Below are 21,176 nucleotides of genomic sequence, written 5' to 3'. Positions count from 1 at the left end.
CGATCATGCACGTCCGTACGTTGGCCGGTGGCCTGGCCGCCGCGCTGCTCGTGTCGCTGTCCCTGACGGGCGGTCAGGCCGTGGCCGCCCCTGCCGCCGCCCGTTCCGCCGACTCTCCCGCGGCGGCCGACTCCCCTCTGGCCGCCCGGGTCTTCACCTACGACGCCGCCGGCGCCGCGGAGTTCAGGAGCGCGGTCGACCGGGGCGCGGCGATCTGGAACGAGAGCGTCGACGCCGTCGAACTACGGCCGGCCGCGGCGGGACAACGCGCGAACATCCGGGTCCTCGCGGACAACGGCTGGCCACGCGCCCTGCCCACCACCCTGGGCAACGGGACCGTCTACATGGGGCGCCAGGCCGTCGACCAGGGTTACAACACGATCCGCATCGCCGCCCATGAACTCGGGCACATCCTGGGCCTGCCCGATCGCAAGCCCGGCCCGTGCTCCAGCCTGATGTCCGGCTCCAGCGCGGGCACCGCCTGCACGAACCCGTATCCGAACGCGGCGGAGAAGTCGGAGGTCGAGGGGAACTTCGGCGGCGAACTCGCCGACCGGGCCCCGAGGGCGCGTGCCGAGGTGATCGTGGACTGATCCCCAGCCCGCCGAACGCCCGCCCGCATCCCCGAGGCGGGCGGGCGTGCGGCGGGCGAGCGCCGGACCCCCTCCTGCTCCTGCTGGCGGCGGGGCCTCGGCCGACCCGGTGCTCTCACCTGAAGAACAGCGGGTGTTGAGCGACCCAGTCACCCAGGACGAGCACCCTCACGTCGCAGATGGCGGTGGTCCGCACCGCGTTCGGGGCGGCGGTGGTCCACGAGGGCTTCCAGAAGGTGGACTCCTCGTACCTCCCCCGGTAGGAGGCGAGGGCGTGCAGCACGGGTGCCGGGATGACGGGCGTGAAGCCATCGCGGGTCTCGTGCAGGCCGAGCGGACGCAGGACCTTCCGTCGGAGCAGGACGTCCGGCCGGGTCCCGGTGAGGGCGACGCGCAGGATCACCGATGTGAGATCCGTGTCCGCCCGGGCCCGTTCGACGATCCGCAGGACATCGCGTGCCGGTCCGCGCTCGGGCGGCCGGGAACCGGTGCAGGGCCGACGATGGCCGCCGCCGCCGTCGCCCGCCGGCCTGCCGGTGGCCGTGACCGGTGCGCCGAGGGCGATGAGGGTGACGAGTACGGTGACGGCGGCGAGCCGCGACCGTGGGGAACGGGCTGATCTCATGGCCGGAGTATCGGCCGGTCCCACCCTGCCGGCGGCCCGGCCGCCACCGACCCGCACGAACATCACCCGTCAGGATCGTGCGGGACACGGGCACGCGTCCCCTGGCATCGTCGACGAGCGGGCCGGCTGAGGGACGTCTTCGACTGACAGGTGAACACGGGCCTGTTCGCGATCGACGGCGGCTATCCGCATCGTACGAAGAATCCGATCGACGCGATCTTCGTGACTCGTCCGGTGACAACCTGACCGACGCGCTCCACGAACCGGGGGAGCGGGTCCTCGTGCTCAGCCCACTCGCGGAGCACGATGCCCACCTGGTGATTGTGCTCGGCGTGCCAGATCACCTCACCGGTGACGAGCTGTCCCACCGTGGGCAGTTCCAGACGTCTGGGCATCCTGTCGACCCGGGCCAGACCAACGGCGTCGGGGTGGCCGTCGACGGAGAGGAAGACACCGAAAGGCTGTCTGCCGATGACCTCGCCGGCGACCGGGGTCCCGACAGGCAGTGAACGCACCGTTTCGGCCCAGACCGCGTCGCCACCGGCCGCTTGCCGCCTGCCGTTATCGGAAGGCCAGGAGTACTCATTCATACGCTGATCATGCGTCACCCCGACCCGAGGGACGCGGTCCGAGTCGCCGCCTCGGCCGCGGCGAGTCCGAACACGAGGGCCGACGCGATGCCGCCGGCGTAGGCGCGGTGCCACAGCCCACCGGTGTCCGAGCCGGCCGCGAGGAGCCCGGGCACGGGATGTCCGTCCTCGCCCAGGACGCGGGCACGGTCGTCGATGCGGACCCCGTGGAACGGGAAGGTGATGGCAGGCACCGCCTCGACCACGTAGTAGGGCGGCCGGTCGAGAGGTGCCCGGTCCAGGAGCCGGCCCGGCACCGGCTCCTCGCCGGCCGCCGCCACGGCGTTGAACTCCTCGACGGCCGCACGGACCGCCGGCCCGTCGTAACCCCACTCCTCGGGCAGGCAGTCGAGTTCGTCGAGGCTCTCCGCGAAGCCGACCCGGCCGCCCCGTCTCGCCGCCAGCGCGAACTTGTCGACGGCGACCGCGCCCTTCACGTACGACCCCACCACCCAGTCGCGGAAGACCCGGGAGTCGGCGACGAGAAGCCCTCGGCTCTCGGGCTGGTCCAGCAGCGCCATCGTCGTCAGGTGATCGCCGAGCGTCTCGTCGGCGAACCGCTCGCCGCGCAGATTGAACAGGAGGGCGTGCTCGCTGTAGTAGAGCGACAGGTCGACGAAGTCCGACGGGTCCGCGAACGGGATGCCGCTCGGGATGAGATGCCCGTAGAAACCGGCTCCTTCGGGTCCGGTCGCCGCCCCCGCGGAGGCCGCCAGGCGGTAACCGGCCCCGCGGCTGTGGGGGTTGGAGCGCAGTTCCATGCGATCGGCGTGGGGATGGACGAACTTCTTGCGGAGCTCGATGTCCCCCTGGAAGCCCCCTGTCGCCAGCAGCGTCGAAGCGGCGCGCACGGCGCGTCGCGATCCGGTTCCGGTTCCCGTTCCCGTGACGAGCTCCGCCCCGGTCACGGCACCGTTCTCCAGCCGGAGCCGCTCGGTGCCGGTGGCCGTCAGGATCTCGCCGCCCGCCTCGACGACGATACGACGGCATGTGTCGAGGTAGTGGTTCGTGTCGAACTGGTGCCCCCGGCCGAACCCGAGGACGGGCTGAGCGTCCTTGACGTCGACCCCCGTGTTCCTGATCCATGCGACGCCGTCCGCGAAGCGGTCCACGAGGGCGCGTTTGAGCGAGGTGTCGCCGCGCGGGTTGTGCCGCTCCATGGCCTCGTGACTCGGGGCGGTCCAGGCGTAACCGGCGTAGCGCGCGGACCCCCCGGCCTCGTCACCGATCTCGACGACCACGACGGACAACCCGGCACGTACGGCTCTCGCACCCGCGGTCAGCCCTGCCATCCCCGCTCCGATGACGAGCAGATCGACGTGCTGTGGATCCGGCATCCGCACTCAGTCCCTCGCCCGACTCGACCTGAGCTGACTTCATCATGCCAAGTGCAGGCCCTACGGTGCATGGCTTCAACCATGGCAAGCGACATGAAGTGAATTCATTTCTATCATGTGCGGCGGCCGATGGCGATGTACGTGTTGCCGAAGAAACGGAGGCCGGTCATGGCCTGTGCGGTCGCTTCGATCTGTTTGAACGCCGTGTCCCAGCGGGCGATGTCGTCCGGGGTGACGAGGCCCTCGGCGAGCAGGGAGTCGCGGGCGGCCCAGGCGGGGCCGCGCATGCCGGGCGGGGGAGTCATGACGTTGATGTGGCCCTCGTAGGCGATGACGTCGAGGCCGGCCGCGGTGAGGAGTTCGTCGAGCCGGGTGCCTACGCCGAGGTCGTTGCCCAGGCGGCGGTGCAGTTCGCGGTAGCGCTCGAACATCTCGTCGTACGCGGCGGGGGCGCCCCGGAGCCGGAAGCCGGTCGCGTCGACGTCGACGAGGTACACCGTGCCGCCGCCGGGCCTGGCCAGCTCGGCGAGGTGGTCCACGATCGCCTGCTCCCGGCCGCCGTTGTGGGCGAGGACATGGCGGAGCATCACCACGTCGAACGTGCCCTCGGCCAGAGCGGTGGCGTCGGCGGAGCCGGTGGCGGTGTGCACGGGGACGCCGGAGCGTTCGGCGAGCGCGGCGGCGACGGCCAGCGCGTCGCCGTCGCGGTCCACCGCCCATACGGCGCCGTCGGGAGCGGCGATGTCCGCCAGCCGTACCGAGATCGCGCCCGGCCCGCACCCCACGTCCGCGATCCGCGCCCCGGGTGCGACCCCGGCGGCCGTCCACAGCTCGCGTTCACGACGCTCGGCGATGTCGGCCATGAGCCGGTAACGCGCGATCTCCGAGTCGTCGAGGGTCAGTGAGTAGTCGGCCACTGGGGTTCCTCCCATGGTTCATCGGATTCACTTGATTCATCTGATTTATTAGGCTCGGGGCGCGCGGTCGACCGGGGGCGCGTCGGGTCTGCGCCCGGGGAACTCGACGAAGGAAGCGTCCTGTTGTGACGGATCGTACGGATGGTCACGAGGAAGAGGTTCTCGCCCGGATCGCCGAGGGGCTCGTCTACACCGAGTCGGAAGCGGCCTTCCAGGCCCCTCTGCGCCGCACCGACGAGATCTTCGAGTACAACCGGACACCGCCGAGCGAGACGGAGAAGCGCCGGTCGCTGCTCGTCGCGATCTTCGGCTCCGTCGGTGAACGTACGGTCCTGCTGCCGCCGTTCCACGCCGGGTTCGGCAGCAACGTCCACATCGGCGACGACTTCTTCGGGAACGTGAACCTGACGTTCGTCGACGACGTGGAGATCCGTATCGGCCACGGGGTCATGATCGCTCCCAGCGTCACCCTGACCACGACGGGACACCCGGTGCATCCCTCGCGACGCACCGACTTCGCGCGCTTCTCCGAACCGATCGTGATCGAGGACAAGGTGTGGATCGGCAGCAACGCGGTGCTCCTGCCCGGCGTCCGGATCGGATACGGGTCCGTCATCGGCGCCGGCAGCGTCGTCAGCCGCAGCATTCCGCCGATGAGCGTCGCCCTCGGAGTGCCTTGCCGGGTGGTCCGTCCCATCACGGACGAGGACCTCACCGCGCGTACTGCCGGACACCAGGGGGCCGGGGAACCGAAGTCGCCGTAGTGGCCGTGGTCGCCGTGGTCTTCCCGGCCCGTGGTCTTCCCGGCCCGTGGTCGTCCCGGCCGGCGTCGTCGTCGGGCACCCGGTCGGCCTTCACCTGGCGGAATACGCCGTTGATCCGTTCGTCGTCCGCCGCATAGGTTCGCCGCATGACGAACGTACGGATCGGTGTGATGCACGACCGCGACTGGGCCCCCGAGGGGTTGCCCGAGTTCGCGCGGCGGGCCGAGGCGCTCGGCGTGGACGATCTGTGGGTGGTGGAGGACCTCGGCTGGAACGGCGGTGTGTCGGCGGCGGCCGTGGCCCTGGGCGCGACGGACCGGCTGCGGGTGGGCATCGGCATCACCCCGGCCCCGCTGCGCAGCCCGGCGCTGCTGGCGATGGAACTGGCCACGCTGGGCCGGGTGTTCCCGGGCAGGCTGGTGGCCGGCATCGGACACGGTGTGCGGGAGTGGATGGCCCAGGTCGGTGTCGCGCCCCGGTCCCCGCTGGCTCTGCTGGAGGAGACGATCACCTCCGTGCGCGCACTGCTGCGCGGTGAGCACGTCGAGGTGACGGGGCGTGAAGTACGCCTGGACGGAGTGAAGTTGGTGCATCCGCCGGCCGAGGTGCCGCCGGTCGTCGCGGGTGTGGTGCGCCCCCGCTCCCTCGAACTGTCCGGCCGGGTAGCCGACGGCACGCTGATCGCCGAGGGCCATGGGCCGCGCGACCTGGAACACATCCGGGAGCTGACCGCGAAGGGCGGTGCCACCGCCGACCACACCCTGACCGTCTTCGCCTTCGCGTGCGTCGGCGACGACACCGACGAGGTGGCTCGCACCCTTCACCCCCACACCGAGGGCCACGGTGCCTGGCTGGGCCGCCCCCAGGAGGACGTCTTCACCGTGTCCGGCGACGCCGCCCGGGCCGCCGACGGCATCCGCGCACTCGCGGCGGCCGGCGCGGACACGGTCGTCCTGCGCTTCGTGGGCGAGGATCCGCTGGGGCAGCTGGAGGCCGTGCTCGGAGCCTGGCAGGCACCGACGGCCTGAGGCAGAGAGCCGGAGCGGCGGGTTGTTTTCACTCCGCCAGGCCGGGGACCCGGTGCGCATGGTGCACATCGGATACACGATGATGACCGAGCAGGCCGGTCCCCGTGAGCTCGTCGACCATCTGGTCCGGGCCGAGGGCGCGGGCTTCGACTTCTCGGTCACGTCCGACCACTACTTCCCGTGGCTGCGCTCGCAGGGCCACTCTCCGTACGCGTGGAGCGTGCTGGGCGCGGCCGCCCAGGCGACCTCGCGCATTCCGCTGATGACATACGTGACCTGCCCGACGTTCCGCTATCACCCCGCGGTGGTGGCGCAGAAGGCGGCGACGATGCAGTTGCTGTCGGAGGGACGGTTCCGGCTGGGGCTCGGCTCGGGGGAGAACCTCAACGAACACGTGGTGGGCGGCGGCTGGCCGTCCGTGAACGTACGCCACGAGAAGCTCCAGGAGGCGGTGGAGATCATCCGGGCGCTCTTCGAGGGCGGCCATGTCAACCACCATGGCAAGCACTTCGACGTGGAGTCCGCCCGGCTGTGGGACCTGCCGGACGAGCCGCCGCCGCTCGGCATCGCCGTCTCCGGCGAGCAGTCGTGCGCCCTCGCGGGCAGGCTCGCCGACCTGGTCATCGCCACGGAGCCCGAGCCCGGGCTGCTCCAGGCCTTCGACCGGCACGGCGGCACGGGCAAGCCGCGCGTGGGCCAGCTGCCGGTCTGCTACGACCCCGACCGCGACACGGCCGTCCGGCGCGCGCACGACCAGTTCCGCTGGTTCGGCGGCGGCTGGAAGGTCAACTCCGAGCTGCCGCACCCGGATTCGTTCGCATCGGCCACGCAGTTCGTGACGCCCGACGACGTCGCCGCGTCCATCCCGTGCGGCGACGACCCGGAGGCCTTCGTCGAGGCCGTACGCCCGTACGCGGAGGCCGGGTTCACCGAGATCGCCCTGGTGCAGATCGGGGGCGAGTCGCAGCCCGCGTATCTGGACTGGTCGGAGAAGACGCTGCTGCCCGCGCTGCGGGATGCCTTCGCCTGACGTCACGCTCCGCCCCGCCGCCCCCGCCCCACGTGCCCGCCCCGGCCCTCTGGCGTCGCCCCGTTAGCTCTTCTCGGAGCCGGGCGGCCTGGGCGGCTCGGGCGGGATCTCCGTGTCCTTCTCGTTCTCGCCCTCGGCCTTGGTGGCGGGGCGCAGGGCCTTGGGGCTGAACTTGAAGCGCTCCAGGGTGCGCGTCAGCTGCTGGAACGCGGACGTCGTCGGCGTCCCGGACGGCTGCCGCGTGGCGGGAGCGGCCTCGGCGGACTCGCGGTAGGCGGCGAGCGCCTCGTGGGCGCGCTCGGTCGCCTCCCGGTACAGGTCCCGGGACTGTGTCATGGCCTCCAGCGCCTCGGCGTAGGCCGCCACCCGCTTCCGCTCCCGGACGAGCTCCTCCTCGAGAGTGAGGAGGTGCCAGTCGTCCCGCAGCGCGGTGAGGGCCTCCTCGGCCCCGTCCGGCAGCGGACGCGGCAGCGCGGCGAACCGGGTCACCGCCGCGACGAGGTCGGTCGGCTCCGAACCGTCCAGGAACACCGTGCGTACGGCGAAGTCGTCGGCGTCGTAGCCGGACGGGGCCGGGGAGCCGGGCAGCACCACCGCACCGCCGCGTGGCACCTCCACGTCGAACTCGCGCAGCGCCCAGTTCACGACCCGCAGCTGATGCGGCGAGGCCCGGTGTTCCACGACACGGTGGCGCAGGCTCGGCGACAGCCATCGCGCGAGGGGCATCCGGCCGCGCTCGTCCGTGGTCATGGCCTCATGGACGACGACGCGGACGCACCAGCCACTGCGCCCGGAGTCCCTGAGCAGGCGCCGTACGTCCTTGTCGTCCTCGGGCAGACCGGTGATCCTGCTCAGCGACAGGCCCGTGGCGGCGTCGTGGTCCCAGTCGCCGTACTCCGGCCAGAACCGGGTGACGGGGGAGGGCCACGCCGGATCCCACGGCTCCTCCGCCTCCGCGATCAGGGTCCACTCCCGGCCGCCGCCCAGGTCGGGGGCGAGGCTCAGCCGGGCGCGTACGGTCACCTCGTCGGCAACCCGCCATCGGGCCTCGAAGACGCGCTCCGGGGAGTCGCCGCCGGCGTCGGGGGCGGGCACCTCCAGGAAGTCGTCGATGACCTGGCTGTCCTTGAGCTGCCGCAGAGTGCGGCGGAGGACGCCTTCCGCGTCGTGTCCGATGTGGCGGCCGCGAGCCGGCCACACCGTGGGGGGAGTCGTGGGACGGGCTGTGGAGGAGGTCGGCATGAGTCCATCAGGAAGCAGGGGCATTGCGCCTGCCAGTATCCTCGCCACGGCCCGGCGGAGGTCACCCGGGGTACCGCCGGTATCCACGGCCACCGCGCGGCCCTTCCAGCCGTACCTGCCACTGCTCGCCCTTTCGGCCAGGGCGGGACACGCGTCCGAAGACAACGTGCCCGCCCCGGCTTCCCCGTCGCACCGTCACCCGGACGGAGTGCACTCCGTCCGCGCCCTCCCCTTCACCTGACTGAGGGGGCAGCCACCCAGCCCGAGGAGGGCTCGGCGGCTCAGCGGCTCAGCGCTTGAGTGTGAAGGTGAAGTCGTCGGAGAGTTTGCCGTTCAGGCGGACCGATGAGACGAGGCTTCCTTCCGTGATCAGTCTCTCGACCTCGGCCCGGGAAAGACCGCATCCTTCGGCGATCAGTCGCACCGGCCGGACCGGGATCCGTGCCGTGAAGTGGACCGAGATGTCGATCACCTCGCGGTCCAGGTGGTCGGATCCGCCGGTGTCGAGGCGCCAGGCGTCGTCCCAGTCGAGGGCGATGCGATTGCGGCGCCGCACGACGGGGTCCTGGAGCAACTCGGCTGCCAGGCCGGGGTCGTTGTCATGCATTCGGTCCAGCAGGTCGGGTCGTACGGAGCGCACGTTCATCCGCTCCAGGACCGTGAGCTTCGTGGTCTCCCCGCACGAGGTGCAGAGCGCGAGGAGCCAGGCGTCGATGAGTTTGTGGTTCGCGTTGACACGAAACTTGCCGCTCGTCCGGAAGTGTTCGGACGCGCAGGTGTGGCAACGGCGGCGAACGAGCGGCAGGCAGGTGGGCATGACCACCCAGTTGTCGAGCACAGGGATACACCGGTTTCAGTGAGAAGTCCGCAGCAAAAAGCAGCGCGGCGCACAGGCGCGACGCGCGACAGATCAGCACTCGGGAGGTCTCACACGGTGTACAACGGCACGTCCTTCACCAGACGACTCGGTCCGGACGCACGGTAGTGGCGCACGCCGGCGCTGATCCACTGCTTTTTCTCCTGGCCTCCGGCATAGACCGTGGCCTCGGGACGCTGAAGCGGATGACCGGGTGTGGACCACCAGGTGTGGGCCGCCGGTGTTGAGTAGACGCACACGTTGTTCGATCGGGAGCGAGTCGGCCCGCACGAGGGGCCGGCCGGCCCAGGGGAAAGGAACCGTTCATGGATGAGCAGGGCGAGCACTTCGACGTCGTCGTACTCGGCGCGGGCCCCGGCGGGTACGTCGCCGCCATCAGGGCCGCCCAGCTGGGCAAAAGTGTCGCGGTCGTCGAGGAGAAGTACTGGGGCGGGGTGTGCCTCAACGTCGGCTGTATCCCCACCAAGGCCCTGCTGCGCAACGCCGAACTCGCGCACATCTTCACGCGCGAGGCGAAGACCTTCGGTATCAAGGCCGACGGTGAGGTCTCCTTCGACTACGGGGAGGCCTTCCGCCGTAGTCGGAAGGTCGCGGACGGCCGGGTCAAGGGCGTCCACTACCTGATGAAGAAGAACAAGATCACGGAGATCAGCGGCCGCGGCACGTTCCTCGACCCGCACACACTCCAGGTGGCCGACTACGACGGCAACACCCGCACGATCGGCTTCGACCACTGCATCATCGCCGCCGGGGCGAGCCCCAAGCTGCTGCCCGGCACGCGCCGTACGTCGCGCGTGGTGACGTTCGAGGAGCAGATCCTGGCCGAGGACCTGCCGCGGTCCATCGTGATCGCGGGCGCCGGCGCGATCGGCATCGAGTTCGCGTACGTCCTCAGCAACTACGGTGTGAAGGTCACGATCGTCGAGTTCCTGGACCGCCTGGCCCCGCTGGAGGATGTCGAGGTCTCCGCCGAACTGGCCAAGCAGTACCGGAAGTTGGGCATCGACGTCCTCACCTCGACCCGTGTCGAGTCGATCGACGAGTCCGGTCCGCAGGTGCGGGTCACGGTCACCGGAAAGGACGGCGCCCAGCGGGTCCTGGAGACCGACAAGGTGCTGCAGGCGATCGGCTTCGCCCCGAACGTCACCGGGTACGGCCTGGAGAACACGGGTGTGCGTGTCACCGAGCGCGGCGCCATCGACGTCGACGGCCACTGCCGCACTTCCGTGCCGCACATCTACGCCATCGGTGACGTCACCGCGAAGCTGATGCTCGCGCACGCCGCCGAGGCCATGGGCGTGATCGCCGCCGAGACCCTCGCCGACGCCGAGACCATGGAACTCGACTATGTGATGATCCCGCGGTCCACCTTCTGCCAGCCCCAGATCGCCAGCTTCGGCTACACCGAGGCTCAGGCGAGGGAGAAGGGGTTCGATGTCCAGGTCGCCAAGTTCCCGTTCACCGCGAACGCCAAGGCCCACGGTCTGGGCGACTCGACCGGCTTCGTGAAGCTGATCAGCGACGCCAAGTACGGCGAACTCCTCGGAGCCCACCTCATCGGCCCGGACGTCACCGAACTCCTCCCCGAACTGACCCTGGCCCAGCAGTGGGACCTCACGGTCCACGAGGTCGCCCGCAACGTCCACGCCCACCCCACCCTGGGCGAGGCGGTCAAGGAGGCCGTCCACGGTCTCGCCGGCCACATGATCAATATGTAGGTGCCGATACGTGGTTCAGGAGGCGGCGGTGAGTGCACCGCCGTCCTCTCACCACGGAGGGTGGCCGCTAGGGGTGGTTCCACACGAGTGTGTAGCGCCAGAACAGCCGGCGTCGAAGTCGTGCGCCGGGCAGGACGGTTCCGGTGGCGCGGACGATGTCGTCGTAGGTCATGTCCGCTGCGCGCGTAGGGGCCGTCATGGAGACGGGGCGGGGCGAGCGGCGGCCTCTGTTCTTCAGCCAGCCCATGGCGGCGTTGGCGGGGACGGCGACGGCACCGAGGAGGTGGTCCACGGGGGTGCGGGCGCGGTGGAGGCCGACGACCACCAGGGTTCCTCCCGGAGCCAGGTGGCGCCGGAAGCAGGTGAGTGCCTGGGCGAAGGGCAGATGGTGGATCGTGGCGACGCATGTGATGACGTCGTAGGGGCCTTCGGGGAACTCAACCATGGCATCGGCGACATGGAAGGTCACGGGAAGCGTGGAGGGAGTCAGTTCCCGGGCCCGGGCGGTGATCCCCGGATCGGAATCGACTCCCTCCACGGAGGCGGCACGTCCGGCCAGGAGCCTCGCGAGGTCGCCGCTGCCGGAGCCGATGTCCAGAGCGGCCCCGAAGTGTTCCGGCAACCGCCGAAGGATCCAGCGGTGGTAGTGGGAGTTGTGGTCCCACGGATAGGCGGCGTTGAACCGCTCGAGAGCCCGCAGGATGCGCGGCGAGAGGATGCTCATCGCCCCAGTTCATCAACATCCCGCCCTGGGCGGGCGGTCGCCGTGGTCTTCCGTAGTCCGTTGCGTGATTCCACGGATGGGGAGCCGTGCCGCACGCGACATACCGTATTCCGATGCGATTGGCGACCTTCAACGTGCTGCACGGCCGGACGCTTCAGGAGGGCAGGCCCCTCCCTGTCCCGTCCTCGGATGCCGGGCTTGCGCTGGCAGAAGCCGTCGCGTCGCTGAACGCTGATGTCCTGGCGTTGCAGGAGCTCGACCGTCTCCAGGAGCGGTCGGGTCACCTGGACCAGGCCCGCGGAGCGACCGAAGCGGCGGGGGCACGGGAGTGGCGGTATGCGTCGGCGGTCCATGGCAGGGCGGTGCCGGGCAAGGGGTGGGTTCTCGACCCGGCCGAGGCGGGGCTGCGGGTGCACGGCCCGCAGGACCCGGCGGCCCAGGGGGACATCCCCTCACACGGCATCGCGTTGCTCTCCAGGCTGCCCGTACGGGAGTGGAGGGCCAGACGGTTCGCGCCGGCTCCCTTCGGCCTGCCGCTACGGGTGGCCGGAAGACCCGGACTCACCCTGGTCCGCGACCAGCCACGCCCTGCCCTTGCCGCCGTGACGGCGGGGGAGCGGGGGCTGTTGACGGTGGTGGCGGTGCACCTCTCGTTCGTCCCGGGGTGCTACGAACTCCTCTGTGGGGGCAGCTCGCGCAGGGCACTGACGGCCTCCAGTACGGGCGTGAGTTGGGAGCGGAGGGTGCCGGCGTGGGGCTGGAGCGAGCCGTCGAAGGCCGCGGAGCCGATGGTGAAGGCGTCGGCTCCGGCCGCCGCGACGGCCCGGATCTGCTCGGTGCCGGTGATGGAACCGGCGACGACCAGACGGCCGGTGGTCGCGGAGCGGGCGGCCCGGATCAGGTCCAGCGGGTCGGCGTCGGTGGCGCGGTAGGCCAGCAGGTCGACCCCGGCGCAGCCTTCGGCCTCGGCACGCCGGCAGTCCGCGGCGATGCGTTCCGGGCCACCGCCCAGGCGGGTGGGGTGGCCGATCGGCCGGCCGACGAACGGCAGGTAGCCGGTGCGGGTGCCGTGCAGCAGGCCGAGGACCGCCTTGGTCCAGGTGCCGCCCATGATCCAGTCGACACCGAGGTCGACGGCGGCGCGCACGGAGTCGAGGGCCTGTTCGCGGTCGGTGCCGACGACTTCCAGGTAGGTGGTGGCGCCGGAGTTCCTCAGCCGGGTGTGGAGCCGGGTGAGGGTGTCGCGGTCGACGCCGACATCCTTGAAACCGATGTGGGTGATGCCGAGACCCTCGACGGCGTCGACGACATCCAGACAGTCGGTGACGGTGCGGTCGTCGCGGGTGAGCATGAAGATGAAGTCCACGGTCCTTCGGCTTTCTGAACGCATGTGGATGGAGGGGAGTACGGGAGTACGGGAGTACGGATGAGGGGGCGTGGCGGAGTCAGGGCCGGCCGGGTGTCGACAGGTCATCGGCGTGGCGCAGTGCTGTGAGCAGGCTGGTGTGGTCGGCCGTGCCCCGGCCGGCGATGTCGAAGGCCGTACCGTGGTCGACGCTGGTGCGGACGAACGGCAGGCCGAGGGTGATGTTGACGCCGTGTTCGATGCCGAGGTACTTGACGGGGATCAGGCCCTGATCGTGGTACTGGGCGATCACGGCGTCGAAGTGTCCGGCGCGCGCTCGCATGAAGACGGTGTCGGCCGGCCAGGGGCCGCTGGCCCGGATGCCCTCACGCTGGGCCTGCTCGACGGCCGGGGCGATGACGTCGAGGTCCTCGCGGCCGAACAGTCCGTTCTCACCGGCGTGCGGGTTGAGCCCGGCGACCGCGAGGCGCGGGGCGGTCAGGCCGCCGCGTGTGAGCGTGCGGTGGGTGAGGCGGATGACGTCGAGTTCGCGCTCGGTGGTGATCGCGTCGAGCGCGGTGCGCAGGGACTGGTGGACGGTGACCAGGACGGTACGCAGTTCGTCGTTGGCCATCATCATGGCGTAGTCGGTGGTGCCCGACAGGTCCGCGAGGATCTCGGTGTGACCGGGATACGGGACGCCGGCGAGGCGCAGGGCCTCCTTGTTGATCGGGGCGGTCACCACGGCCCGTACGTCGTTGTCGAGGGCGAGCTGTACGGCCCGGCGTACATAGGCGTACGAGGCGGCGCCGGCGCGGGCGTCCAGGACGCCCCAAGGGAGGTCGTCGGGAAGAGCGCTCTGGGCCAGGACGTCCACCGTGCCCGGGATGTGGGCGGCCCGGTCGAGGGAGCCGATGGTACGGATGGTCAGCCCCGTACCGGCGACGAGGTCGGCGCGGGCGAGGACGCCGGCGTCACCGATGACGACGACCGGAACCGTACGGCGCGGGTCCGCGCAGGCCTTGAGAGTGATCTCCGGGCCGATGCCGGAGGGGTCACCCATCGTGATGGCGATCGGGGTCACGGGTTCGCTCCTCGGCGGTTGTTTCCACGGTCGTTGTCTCCACGGTCGTTGTCTCTACGGCCGTTCTCTGCTGGGCTGTTCTCTGCTGGGCCGTTCTCTCCTCGGTCGAGGGGGTGTCCGGCGAGGTGGCACAGACGCAGGAGTGTGCCGTCGTCGCCGAAGCCCCCGGCCTTGACCAGCACGGGCAGCGGGTGGCCGCCGAGCAGCGTGCCGCGGGCGACACCGGGTTCGGGTTCGTCGATCAGGGTGATGCCGGTGGCACCGAGGGCCTGGAACACCGTCGCGGCGGTCTCCCCGCCGGTGATCACGAGGGCGTCGACGGTGTGCTCGTCGGCCAGCACTCGGACCGTGGCCGCCAGGGACGCGGCGAGAGCCTGGGCGGTGGCGGCGTCGTGGCGCTCGTCGGGGGTCCGCAGGGTGAGCACCTCGGTGTTCAGGCGACGCACCGCGGCGAGCGCCTCTCCCGGATCCTCGGTGACACAGGTCCCGTCGGCGTCCGCCCGCGAGTGAAGGACGGCCAACTGACGGCGGCTGGCGGGGTTGGCACTGCCGACGACCACGAGAGGACGCCGGGCCGGTTCCAGTTCCTGTTCTGATTCCGGTTCTGCTTCCGGAGTCGGCGTGGGCGGGGCGACCCGCAGCGCGCAGCGGCGGGCGAGGGCCGCGGCAAGCCCTGGGGAGCCGACCCACAGCACCTGGTCGAGACGGGGCACGGCCCGTACGAACCGGTCGAGTTCCTCGTCCGTCGAGGCCGAGCAGACGATCAGCCGGCCGTCGGCGATCGGACGGGGCAACCCGTCGGCCCGGTCCGGCTCGACCAGTACCGCCTCCGGGAGCAGTACCGCCAGGTCCGCGCAGGTGACCGGGTGAACGGGGTCATGCGCGAAGTCGCTCTGGTCCACCGGCACGCCGTGCACGTACTGGACCCCGCCCGCCGTCACCCGCCCCTGCGCAGGAAAGGCGGGCGCGACGACCACCGCCCGCCGTCCCGACCCGGCCCACGCGGCCCGGATCTCGGCGGCGAGGTGACCTCGAAGGGTGGAGTCCACCGTCTTCAGCACCACGTCGCAGCCCATGAACATGGACGCCGCCTGCCGTGTACGGTCTGCGGCTTCCGCCTCCTCCAGGAGTCGGGTACCGAGGTCGACGGCGGTCACGCCCGGGGTCCGCAGGTCCGCCACGGCCGGTTCACTGAAGAGGATCCGGGCCTCGTGGCCGGTCCGGCGAAACGGGGCCGCGCCGTCCCCGGCGCTGGTGAGGTCGTCCGCCAGAACGGCGACGCTCGGTAGGGGATTGCTCAGCGGGGGCATGACCCGCCTCTCGGATTCGTGGGCTTCGGTGACGCGATCAATACTGGTGCCGCCAAAACCGCAGGACAAACGATTCGTTCTCACAGCCGGCGTGAGTAAAGTTCACACATGCGCTGGCCCGACCTGCCCCCGCTCAACACCCTCCTGCCCTTCGAAGCCACCGTCCGCCACGCGAGCATGACCGCCGCAGCCCAGGAACTCCATGTCACCCACGGCGCGGTCAGCCGCCAGATCCAGAACCTCGAACGAGCCCTCGGCGTAACCCTCTTCGAGCGCGGCACCCGCACCCTGCGCCCCACCCCCGAGGCACGGCAGCTCGCGGCGGCGGTCCGGGACGCCCTCGACCAGATCGACACCGCCGCCCGGCTGATCTCACGGCGCCCGGTCACCGGGCCGCTCACCCTCTCGTGCGAGCCGACTCTCCTGATGCGCTGGCTCATCCCTCGCCTGCCCGACCTGAAGGCACACGCCCCGGACCTCGATCTCCATCTGTCCGCGGGCGGCGGCCCCCTCCACCTCGAACGCGACAACCTCGACCTCGCGATCCGTCGGGACGACTTCCCCTTCCCGCCGGATCTGAGCCGCGCCTACCTGTTCGCCGAACGGATCGGGCCGGTCTGCCGCCCCGACCTCGCACCCGGCGTCACCAGCCCCGACGGCATCGCCGCGGACGTGCTCCTCCACACCGCCACCAGACGCGGAGCATGGGACGACTGGCGGCGTGTCACCGGAATGACGGCCGCAGGCGACTCGGAGCAGACCTTCGAGCACTTCTATCTGACCCTGAAGGCCGCGGCGGCCGGTGTCGGCACCACCATCGGCCCCTACGCCCTCGTCCACGACGACCTCGTACAAGGACAACTCGCCGCGCCCCACGGCTTCGTCCCCGACGGCACCGGCTACCACCTCCTCAGCCGCCGGCCACCCGAGGAGGACTCACGGATCGCCCTCCTGCTCTCCTGGCTGCGCGGGCAGGCAGCACAGCTCGAAGGCACCCATGGCCGACGGGATCAATAGGGAACCCCATTCAGATCACGACCGCCATGACCACGAAGAACACCCCGATCGCGGCGAAGCACGCGCCACAGACATAGTGCTCCATCGGCGCGGTGCGCGGCAGGCGCGGATTACGCGGGTCGTGGTGAATGGTGAGTGAGGAACCCACGGGGTGTTCCACAAGGGGTTCCGTCTCGGTGATCACTTCTTTCCCGTCGCGGTCGGTGAACCGTATTCTCGTGCGGTAGACGGCGACCGGAAGATCCCCTCCGCCGAGAATGGTTCCCGCGTACCTCAAGGACTCGACGACCGCCTCCGCGGATACCGTGCGGCGGGCCGGCCACCTGCCGCGCAGGACGAAGCCGAGAGCCGCGACCAAGGGGATGGCCCCAGCGACACCCCGTAGACGTCCCCCGTGTTCTTGTCGTCCTTGTCGGGAACTCCAGGATTCTCTCGGTGGATTCCGTTGAAGACGTAGGTCCTGATCTCGCTTTCCGCGACTCCGAGATCGGGATTCGCCTGTCTCTGGATGCGTGCGAGTGCCGCCGAGATCTTTTTGTTGTCCTTCTCCGTGATTCCGACGGTGCAGTCGGAGGCTCCCTGCTCGAATCCCTCCAGCGCTGCGGACCAGGACTCCTGGGTGGAGGAATCCGGAATGGGCCCGTACTTCTCGGCCTGCCTCGTGTGGGTCAGCGTTCGTCGGCAGACAGGCTCCAGGCGGCTCGGTGGTTCCCCCTCCAGCTTGGATTCGTTACGTACGTAGATCCGTTACGTGGATGCCTCCCAGGTCGCGTCGACCGGTTGACGTCACCTCTGCCTCTCCATCCCTCCCTGATGAGTTCGGGACAGGATCCATATCGCGATATAGCGTTAGTCTGGTGCTCGCGCCGCCACCCGCGTCGCGCGGAGTCGTTCGACAGACCAGGACGGATGTATGTCGGGAGAGAATTCGCCCACCGGGAAGCGCTCCGACACCGGCTCGGCGCCCGAGCTGCGAGCCTCGCACGCCGACCGGGACCGGGTGGTGGATGTGCTGCGCATCGCGGCGGGGGACGGCCTGCTGACCTCGGACGAGTTGGACGAGCGCCTGGAAGTCGCCCTGTCGGCGCGGACTCTGGGCGAACTGACCGTGCTCACCGCCGACTTGCCGCCCGCGTCGGCGGCCACCGTCGGCGGGGCCGGAGTCGAGGCCAAGGACCTGGTGCGGATCGAACAGGCCTTCAGCGGCCCGGTCGAGCGCGTGGGGCGCTGGGTGGTGCCACGGAGGCTGGAGCTCGCGGTGGCGTACTGCGAGGTGACGCTCGACTTCACCGACGCGGTGATCACGCACGACACCTTGCGGATCGACGTGGGGATGACGGGGAAGACCCTGAAGCTGATCACGAGGCCGGGCGTCGTGGTCGACACGGACGGTCTGCAGCTCGTACACAGCAGGGCCAAGTACCGTCAGGCCCCGGCGAGTCCCGATACGCCGGTCGCCCTGCGCGTGGAGCTGGTCGGCCAGAAGGCCTTCGGCCGGGTGGTGGTGCGGCCCCGCCGCCGGACGTTCGTCCAGTGGCTGCTGCGCAGGCCCCCGGCCCTTCCCGCGGACGCTCGACTCCGTTGACACCACGGCGGCCGGCTGAGGCTGCCCGCCGGGCCCGGCTCCAGGGCCGGGCCCGCGAAGGGATCCGTGACCGGTGTGACCGGTGTGACCGGTGCGGTCCGGGGTGCATCCCGTTAATCGTCGGCCTCGCCGGAAAGGGCTTGATGATGGAATCCGGCCATGCGCTGGCGCGATCTATTCGTGTAATTTCTCGGGTTACGTCAACTGGGTAATTAGAGAGCGGTTGCGGGAAGTCAATTCCCGGAAGCGGGCTTTTTACTTTACCTACGCTATGTGTTGGACGTACGGGATCTCTCACCGAGCGTGGTCGCGTGGGCCGACGCTCCGCCGGTGGCATAAGCCTCGATGTGGTCGAAACCGCCCATCTCGAAGGGGGCGTAGTGGGCCATAAGGTTGGCCGGGTTTCGCCGCGCGGAACGGAATGAAACATTCAGGTGCCTTATGGCGATGGTGTGTAATTACCGTCTCAGTACCAACGCTTGAACTTCTTTGGCCAATACGCATAGCCTGCATGTCGATATCGGCGCCGCTGACCACGGAGCGCCGGAACCGTGCCTGACGCACTCTCAGGCGCTGAACTTATTCATGGGGGATTGCGTGTACGACGTCATTGTTGTGGGTGCCCGCTGCGCCGGATCGCCTGTCGCCATGCTCCTGGCGCGGCTCGGACACCGGGTCCTCGTGGTGGACCGGTCCTCCTTTCCCAGCGACACCGTCTCGACGCACTACATCCATCAGGCCGGGCTGCTGAAGCTCCAGGAGTGGGGACTGCTGGACGAGATCGTGGCGGCGAAGACGCCCGCGCTCCGCAAGATGCACTACTCCTACCGGGGCATCGAGCTCAACGGCTTCGCCGACCCCGTCGACGGCATCGACGCCGTGTACTGCCCGCGCCGCACCGTGCTCGACGAGATCCTGGTCAACGCCGCCCGCCGGGCCGGCGCCGAGGTGCTGGAGGGCTTCACCGTCTCCGACGTGATCGCCTCCGACGGCCAGGTGACGGGCATCCGCGGACGCGAGGGCGACGGGCCGGAGCGGGAGTTCCGGGCCTCGCTGGTCATCGGCGCGGACGGATTCCACTCCACGGTCGCGAAGAAGGTCGGCGCACCCCTGTACAACGTGCGCCCCGCCGCCGGCTTCATCTACTACTCGTACTACAGCGGCCTCGACTGGGGCCTGCACCACAGGACGGGCCTCAACGAGCGCTGGTTCGGCAGCTGGCCCACGAACGACGGCCTCAACATGCTGGCCATCATCTGTACCCGCAACCAGCTGAAGGACTTCCGCCAGGACGTGGAGGGCCGCTTCCAGGCCGTCTTCGACGACGTCGACCCGGTGATGGGCGCCCAGCTGCGCGAGAGCGGGCGGCGCGAGGAGGACTTCCGTCCCATGCGCTACCCCGACAACTACTACCGCCGCGCCCACGGCCCGGGCTGGGCCCTCGTCGGCGACGCCGGCTACCACAAGGACCCCTACACCGGATGGGGCATCACCGACGCCTTCCTCCACGGTGAGCTGCTCGCCGAACGCGTCCACCAGGGGCTGTCCGGAGAACGGCCGATGGACGAGGCGCTGGCCGAGTACAACAAGGTGCGTGACGAGGAGAGCGCCGGCGTCTACGACTTCACCACCACGCTCGGCGAACTCACCGAACTCCCGCCGTTCTTCAAGGCGACGATGAGCGCGATGAGCGCCGACCAGGGGTGGACCAACAAGATGCTCGGCCTGATCGGCGGCGTCGTCCCGGACTACGAGATCTACGCGCCGGACGCCCTGGAACGTCTCTACGACGACGCGGGCGTACCGCAGGAGGAGCGGGTCTACGACCCGACCGCGTGACCTCCCGGTACCGGGGCCCCGGGAGGGCCCCGGTACCGGCGAAGCGACCTCAGCGATCGCAGTGACCGGCGTGCGCCGGACAGCCGAAGCGCCCCGGGCGCCAGGCGCCGTGACCGCACGCCGCGCCGACTCGCGTCCCGGGCATCACCTGCGTACGGCACGCACCACGTGGCGACGGGCGTCCCCGCGCACGCGGCGGCCGGCCCGGAGGCGCGACGGCTCCCTGCGCACACTCCCCTCGCCCGGGCCCGGGGCCCGGCACTCCGCCACCGCCTTCCACGCACCTCACCCGAGGGAGCCCAGCAGATGACGCGCGCGTCCAGCATGTTCGACCTCATCAGCGAGCAGACCGAGCAGCGGCCCTACTTCGAGTCCGGCGGCATCGGCCGGTCGCACGAGTTCTACACCGGCGAGGAGCAGTTCCGGCGGGAGATGTCCCGTATCTACGGCCGGCACTGGCTCCCGGTGGACCATGTCTCCCGCCTCAAGGAGAAGGGCGCCTACAGCACCCTGAACATCGGCAGCGGTTCCGTCCTGCTCCTCCACGGCGACGACGGCATCCAGGCGTACCACAACTACTGCCGGCACCGGGGCTACAAGCTCGTCGAGGAGGCCAGCGGCAAGCGGCAGAGCCTCGTATGCCTCTACCACTGCTGGGTGTACGACCGGAACGGCAAGCTGAAGAGCCTCAACGGCACCTACTTCGACCACTTCTTCGAGAAGGAGAAGAACGGTCTGCTGCCCATCCGCACCGAGATCCGCCACGGCGTCGTCTTCGTCACCTTCTCCGACGACGCCCCCGACCTCGACAAGGCCCTCGGGGAGTTCGGGGAGTTCGCGCGCGTCTACGAACTCGCCGACCTGGAGTGCGTCCAGGCCAAGGACTACCCGGTCGCCTCCAACTGGAAGCTCGTCGCGCACAACGTCAACGAGAGTCTGCACTTCCCGACCGCGCACAAGGACCTGCACCGCATCACCGACTTCGACGACGCGGGCACCTACGACCTCGAAGGCGACATCGTCGGGGCCTGGCAGTCCATCCGCGGCGGCTTCAACTCCGTGTCCATGACGGGCCACAGCCGGCGCACACCCATGCCGCTCGTGCCCGACGCCGACCGGCAGCGGATCAACTGGATCACCATCCTGCCCAACCTGCTGTTCGGGTTCACCGCCGACTACGTGATGATGCAGTGGGTCTGGCCCGAGAGCCCCGGCACCTGCTTCGTACGGCACTTCTGGCTGTTCCACCCCTCCGAGACGGCCAAGAGCGACTTCTCCCACGAAGCCGTGTTCGCCCTGTGGGACAAGGCGAACTACGAGGACTGGGAGATGTGCGAGCGCACCCACCGCGGTCTGTCCAACCCGCTGTGGACCCCCGGTCAGCTCTCCCTCGACGAAGAGGTCGTCTCCCAGATCGACGGCTGGGTCGCCGCCCGCACCGCCGACCCGGCACAGGACACGGACGACACCGACCCCGCACGCGCCGCCGAGTCCGCCGCTGCGGAGGCGTGA

The 21,176-nt window shown here is 70.1% G+C and carries 20 protein-coding genes and 1 pseudogene; 10 read left to right on the top strand and 11 right to left on the bottom strand.

Going from position 1 to position 21,176, the window contains the following annotated elements:
- Window positions 1–5: 5 nt before the first annotated feature.
- Window positions 6–593, top strand: a complete 588-nt coding sequence (locus tag ABT147_RS01890; RefSeq protein ID WP_351401649.1) for a snapalysin family zinc-dependent metalloprotease — start codon at window positions 6–8, stop codon at window positions 591–593.
- A gap of 115 nt (window positions 594–708) precedes the next feature.
- On the opposite strand, the gene ABT147_RS01885 is transcribed toward ABT147_RS01890, so the two are convergent.
- From ABT147_RS01885 to ABT147_RS01870, 4 genes are all read right to left on the bottom strand, one after another.
- Window positions 709–1,218, bottom strand: a complete 510-nt coding sequence (locus ABT147_RS01885; RefSeq protein WP_351401647.1) for a hypothetical protein — start codon at window positions 1,216–1,218, stop codon at window positions 709–711.
- Window positions 1,219–1,400: 182 nt separating this feature from the next.
- Entirely contained in the window at window positions 1,401–1,733 is a 333-nt protein-coding gene (locus ABT147_RS01880) for a hypothetical protein (protein WP_351401645.1), read from the bottom strand.
- 89 nt (window positions 1,734–1,822) lie between these two features.
- Window positions 1,823–3,184, bottom strand: coding sequence for an FAD-dependent oxidoreductase (locus tag ABT147_RS01875; RefSeq protein WP_351401642.1), 1,362 nt, complete (start codon window positions 3,182–3,184; stop codon window positions 1,823–1,825).
- 113 nt (window positions 3,185–3,297) lie between these two features.
- A complete protein-coding gene (locus ABT147_RS01870) occupies window positions 3,298–4,101 on the bottom strand; it encodes a methyltransferase domain-containing protein (protein WP_351401641.1) in 804 nt (267 codons plus the stop codon).
- A 125-nt stretch (window positions 4,102–4,226) separates the two neighbouring features.
- Between ABT147_RS01870 and ABT147_RS01865 the strand changes: the two genes are divergently transcribed.
- The 3 genes from ABT147_RS01865 to ABT147_RS01855 all read left to right on the top strand — a co-directional run bounded on the left by ABT147_RS01865 (window position 4,227) and on the right by ABT147_RS01855 (window position 6,923).
- Window positions 4,227–4,865, top strand: coding sequence for a sugar O-acetyltransferase (locus tag ABT147_RS01865; protein ID WP_351401638.1), 639 nt, complete (start codon window positions 4,227–4,229; stop codon window positions 4,863–4,865).
- Between the two features lie 146 nt (window positions 4,866–5,011).
- Window positions 5,012–5,893, top strand: coding sequence for an LLM class flavin-dependent oxidoreductase (locus ABT147_RS01860; protein WP_351401637.1), 882 nt, complete (start codon window positions 5,012–5,014; stop codon window positions 5,891–5,893).
- 58 nt (window positions 5,894–5,951) lie between these two features.
- Window positions 5,952–6,923 (top strand): LLM class F420-dependent oxidoreductase, encoded by a 972-nt coding sequence (locus tag ABT147_RS01855; protein ID WP_351401635.1) that lies wholly within the window; start codon window positions 5,952–5,954, stop codon window positions 6,921–6,923.
- Between the two features lie 63 nt (window positions 6,924–6,986).
- Here ABT147_RS01855 and ABT147_RS01850 read toward each other — a convergent pair whose 3' ends face one another.
- Together ABT147_RS01850 and ABT147_RS01845 are read right to left on the bottom strand one after the other, a co-directional pair.
- Window positions 6,987–8,165 (bottom strand): hypothetical protein, encoded by a 1,179-nt coding sequence (locus ABT147_RS01850; protein ID WP_351401633.1) that lies wholly within the window; start codon window positions 8,163–8,165, stop codon window positions 6,987–6,989.
- 289 nt (window positions 8,166–8,454) lie between these two features.
- Entirely contained in the window at window positions 8,455–9,003 is a 549-nt protein-coding gene (locus tag ABT147_RS01845; RefSeq protein WP_351401631.1) for a DUF1062 domain-containing protein, read from the bottom strand.
- Window positions 9,004–9,347: 344 nt separating this feature from the next.
- Between ABT147_RS01845 and lpdA the strand changes: the two genes are divergently transcribed.
- Window positions 9,348–10,760, top strand: a complete 1,413-nt coding sequence (gene lpdA, locus ABT147_RS01840) for a dihydrolipoyl dehydrogenase (protein WP_351401629.1) — start codon at window positions 9,348–9,350, stop codon at window positions 10,758–10,760.
- A gap of 67 nt (window positions 10,761–10,827) precedes the next feature.
- On the opposite strand, the gene ABT147_RS01835 is transcribed toward lpdA, so the two are convergent.
- Window positions 10,828–11,484 carry a class I SAM-dependent methyltransferase gene (locus ABT147_RS01835; RefSeq protein WP_351401626.1) on the bottom strand — a complete coding sequence of 219 codons (657 nt, stop codon included), beginning with the start codon at window positions 11,482–11,484 and terminating at the stop codon, window positions 10,828–10,830.
- A gap of 113 nt (window positions 11,485–11,597) precedes the next feature.
- Between ABT147_RS01835 and ABT147_RS01830 the strand changes: the two are divergent.
- A pseudogene (locus tag ABT147_RS01830) lies at window positions 11,598–12,053 on the top strand (endonuclease/exonuclease/phosphatase family protein); the annotation flags it as partial.
- A gap of 98 nt (window positions 12,054–12,151) precedes the next feature.
- On the opposite strand, the gene ABT147_RS01825 reads toward ABT147_RS01830, so the two are convergent.
- From ABT147_RS01825 to ABT147_RS01815, 3 genes are all read right to left on the bottom strand, one after another.
- Window positions 12,152–12,850 (bottom strand): vWA domain-containing protein, encoded by a 699-nt coding sequence (locus tag ABT147_RS01825; protein WP_351401624.1) that lies wholly within the window; start codon window positions 12,848–12,850, stop codon window positions 12,152–12,154.
- Between the two features lie 79 nt (window positions 12,851–12,929).
- Window positions 12,930–13,913 carry a 4-hydroxythreonine-4-phosphate dehydrogenase PdxA gene (gene pdxA / locus ABT147_RS01820; RefSeq protein WP_351401622.1) on the bottom strand — a complete coding sequence of 328 codons (984 nt, stop codon included), beginning with the start codon at window positions 13,911–13,913 and terminating at the stop codon, window positions 12,930–12,932.
- Window positions 13,910–15,223, bottom strand: a complete 1,314-nt coding sequence (locus tag ABT147_RS01815; protein ID WP_351401620.1) for a four-carbon acid sugar kinase family protein — start codon at window positions 15,221–15,223, stop codon at window positions 13,910–13,912. Before ABT147_RS01815 ends, pdxA begins: the two co-directional genes overlap by 4 nt.
- A gap of 108 nt (window positions 15,224–15,331) precedes the next feature.
- Between ABT147_RS01815 and ABT147_RS01810 the strand changes: the two genes are divergently transcribed.
- Window positions 15,332–16,240, top strand: a complete 909-nt coding sequence (locus ABT147_RS01810) for a LysR substrate-binding domain-containing protein (protein ID WP_351401618.1) — start codon at window positions 15,332–15,334, stop codon at window positions 16,238–16,240.
- Window positions 16,241–16,250: 10 nt separating this feature from the next.
- On the opposite strand, the gene ABT147_RS47270 is transcribed toward ABT147_RS01810, so the two are convergent.
- Entirely contained in the window at window positions 16,251–16,598 is a 348-nt protein-coding gene (locus tag ABT147_RS47270) for a DUF3592 domain-containing protein (protein WP_502983013.1), read from the bottom strand.
- A 555-nt stretch (window positions 16,599–17,153) separates the two neighbouring features.
- Between ABT147_RS47270 and ABT147_RS01800 the strand changes: the two genes are divergently transcribed.
- From ABT147_RS01800 to ABT147_RS01790, 3 genes are all read left to right on the top strand, one after another.
- Complete coding sequence (locus ABT147_RS01800; RefSeq protein ID WP_351401615.1) at window positions 17,154–17,825, top strand: DUF1707 SHOCT-like domain-containing protein; 672 nt, start codon at window positions 17,154–17,156, stop codon at window positions 17,823–17,825.
- A gap of 585 nt (window positions 17,826–18,410) precedes the next feature.
- Entirely contained in the window at window positions 18,411–19,664 is a 1,254-nt protein-coding gene (locus tag ABT147_RS01795) for an NAD(P)/FAD-dependent oxidoreductase (RefSeq protein WP_351401613.1), read from the top strand.
- Window positions 19,665–19,970: 306 nt separating this feature from the next.
- A complete protein-coding gene (locus ABT147_RS01790) occupies window positions 19,971–21,176 on the top strand; it encodes an aromatic ring-hydroxylating oxygenase subunit alpha (RefSeq protein ID WP_351401611.1) in 1,206 nt (401 codons plus the stop codon).

Origin of the sequence: Streptomyces sp. NPDC001868 (genome assembly GCF_040297125.1) — a bacterium.
Lineage (GTDB): Bacteria > Actinomycetota > Actinomycetes > Streptomycetales > Streptomycetaceae > Streptomyces.
Note: the sequence above shows the minus strand (reverse complement) of the source record. Positions and strands in the feature narration are given on the sequence as shown.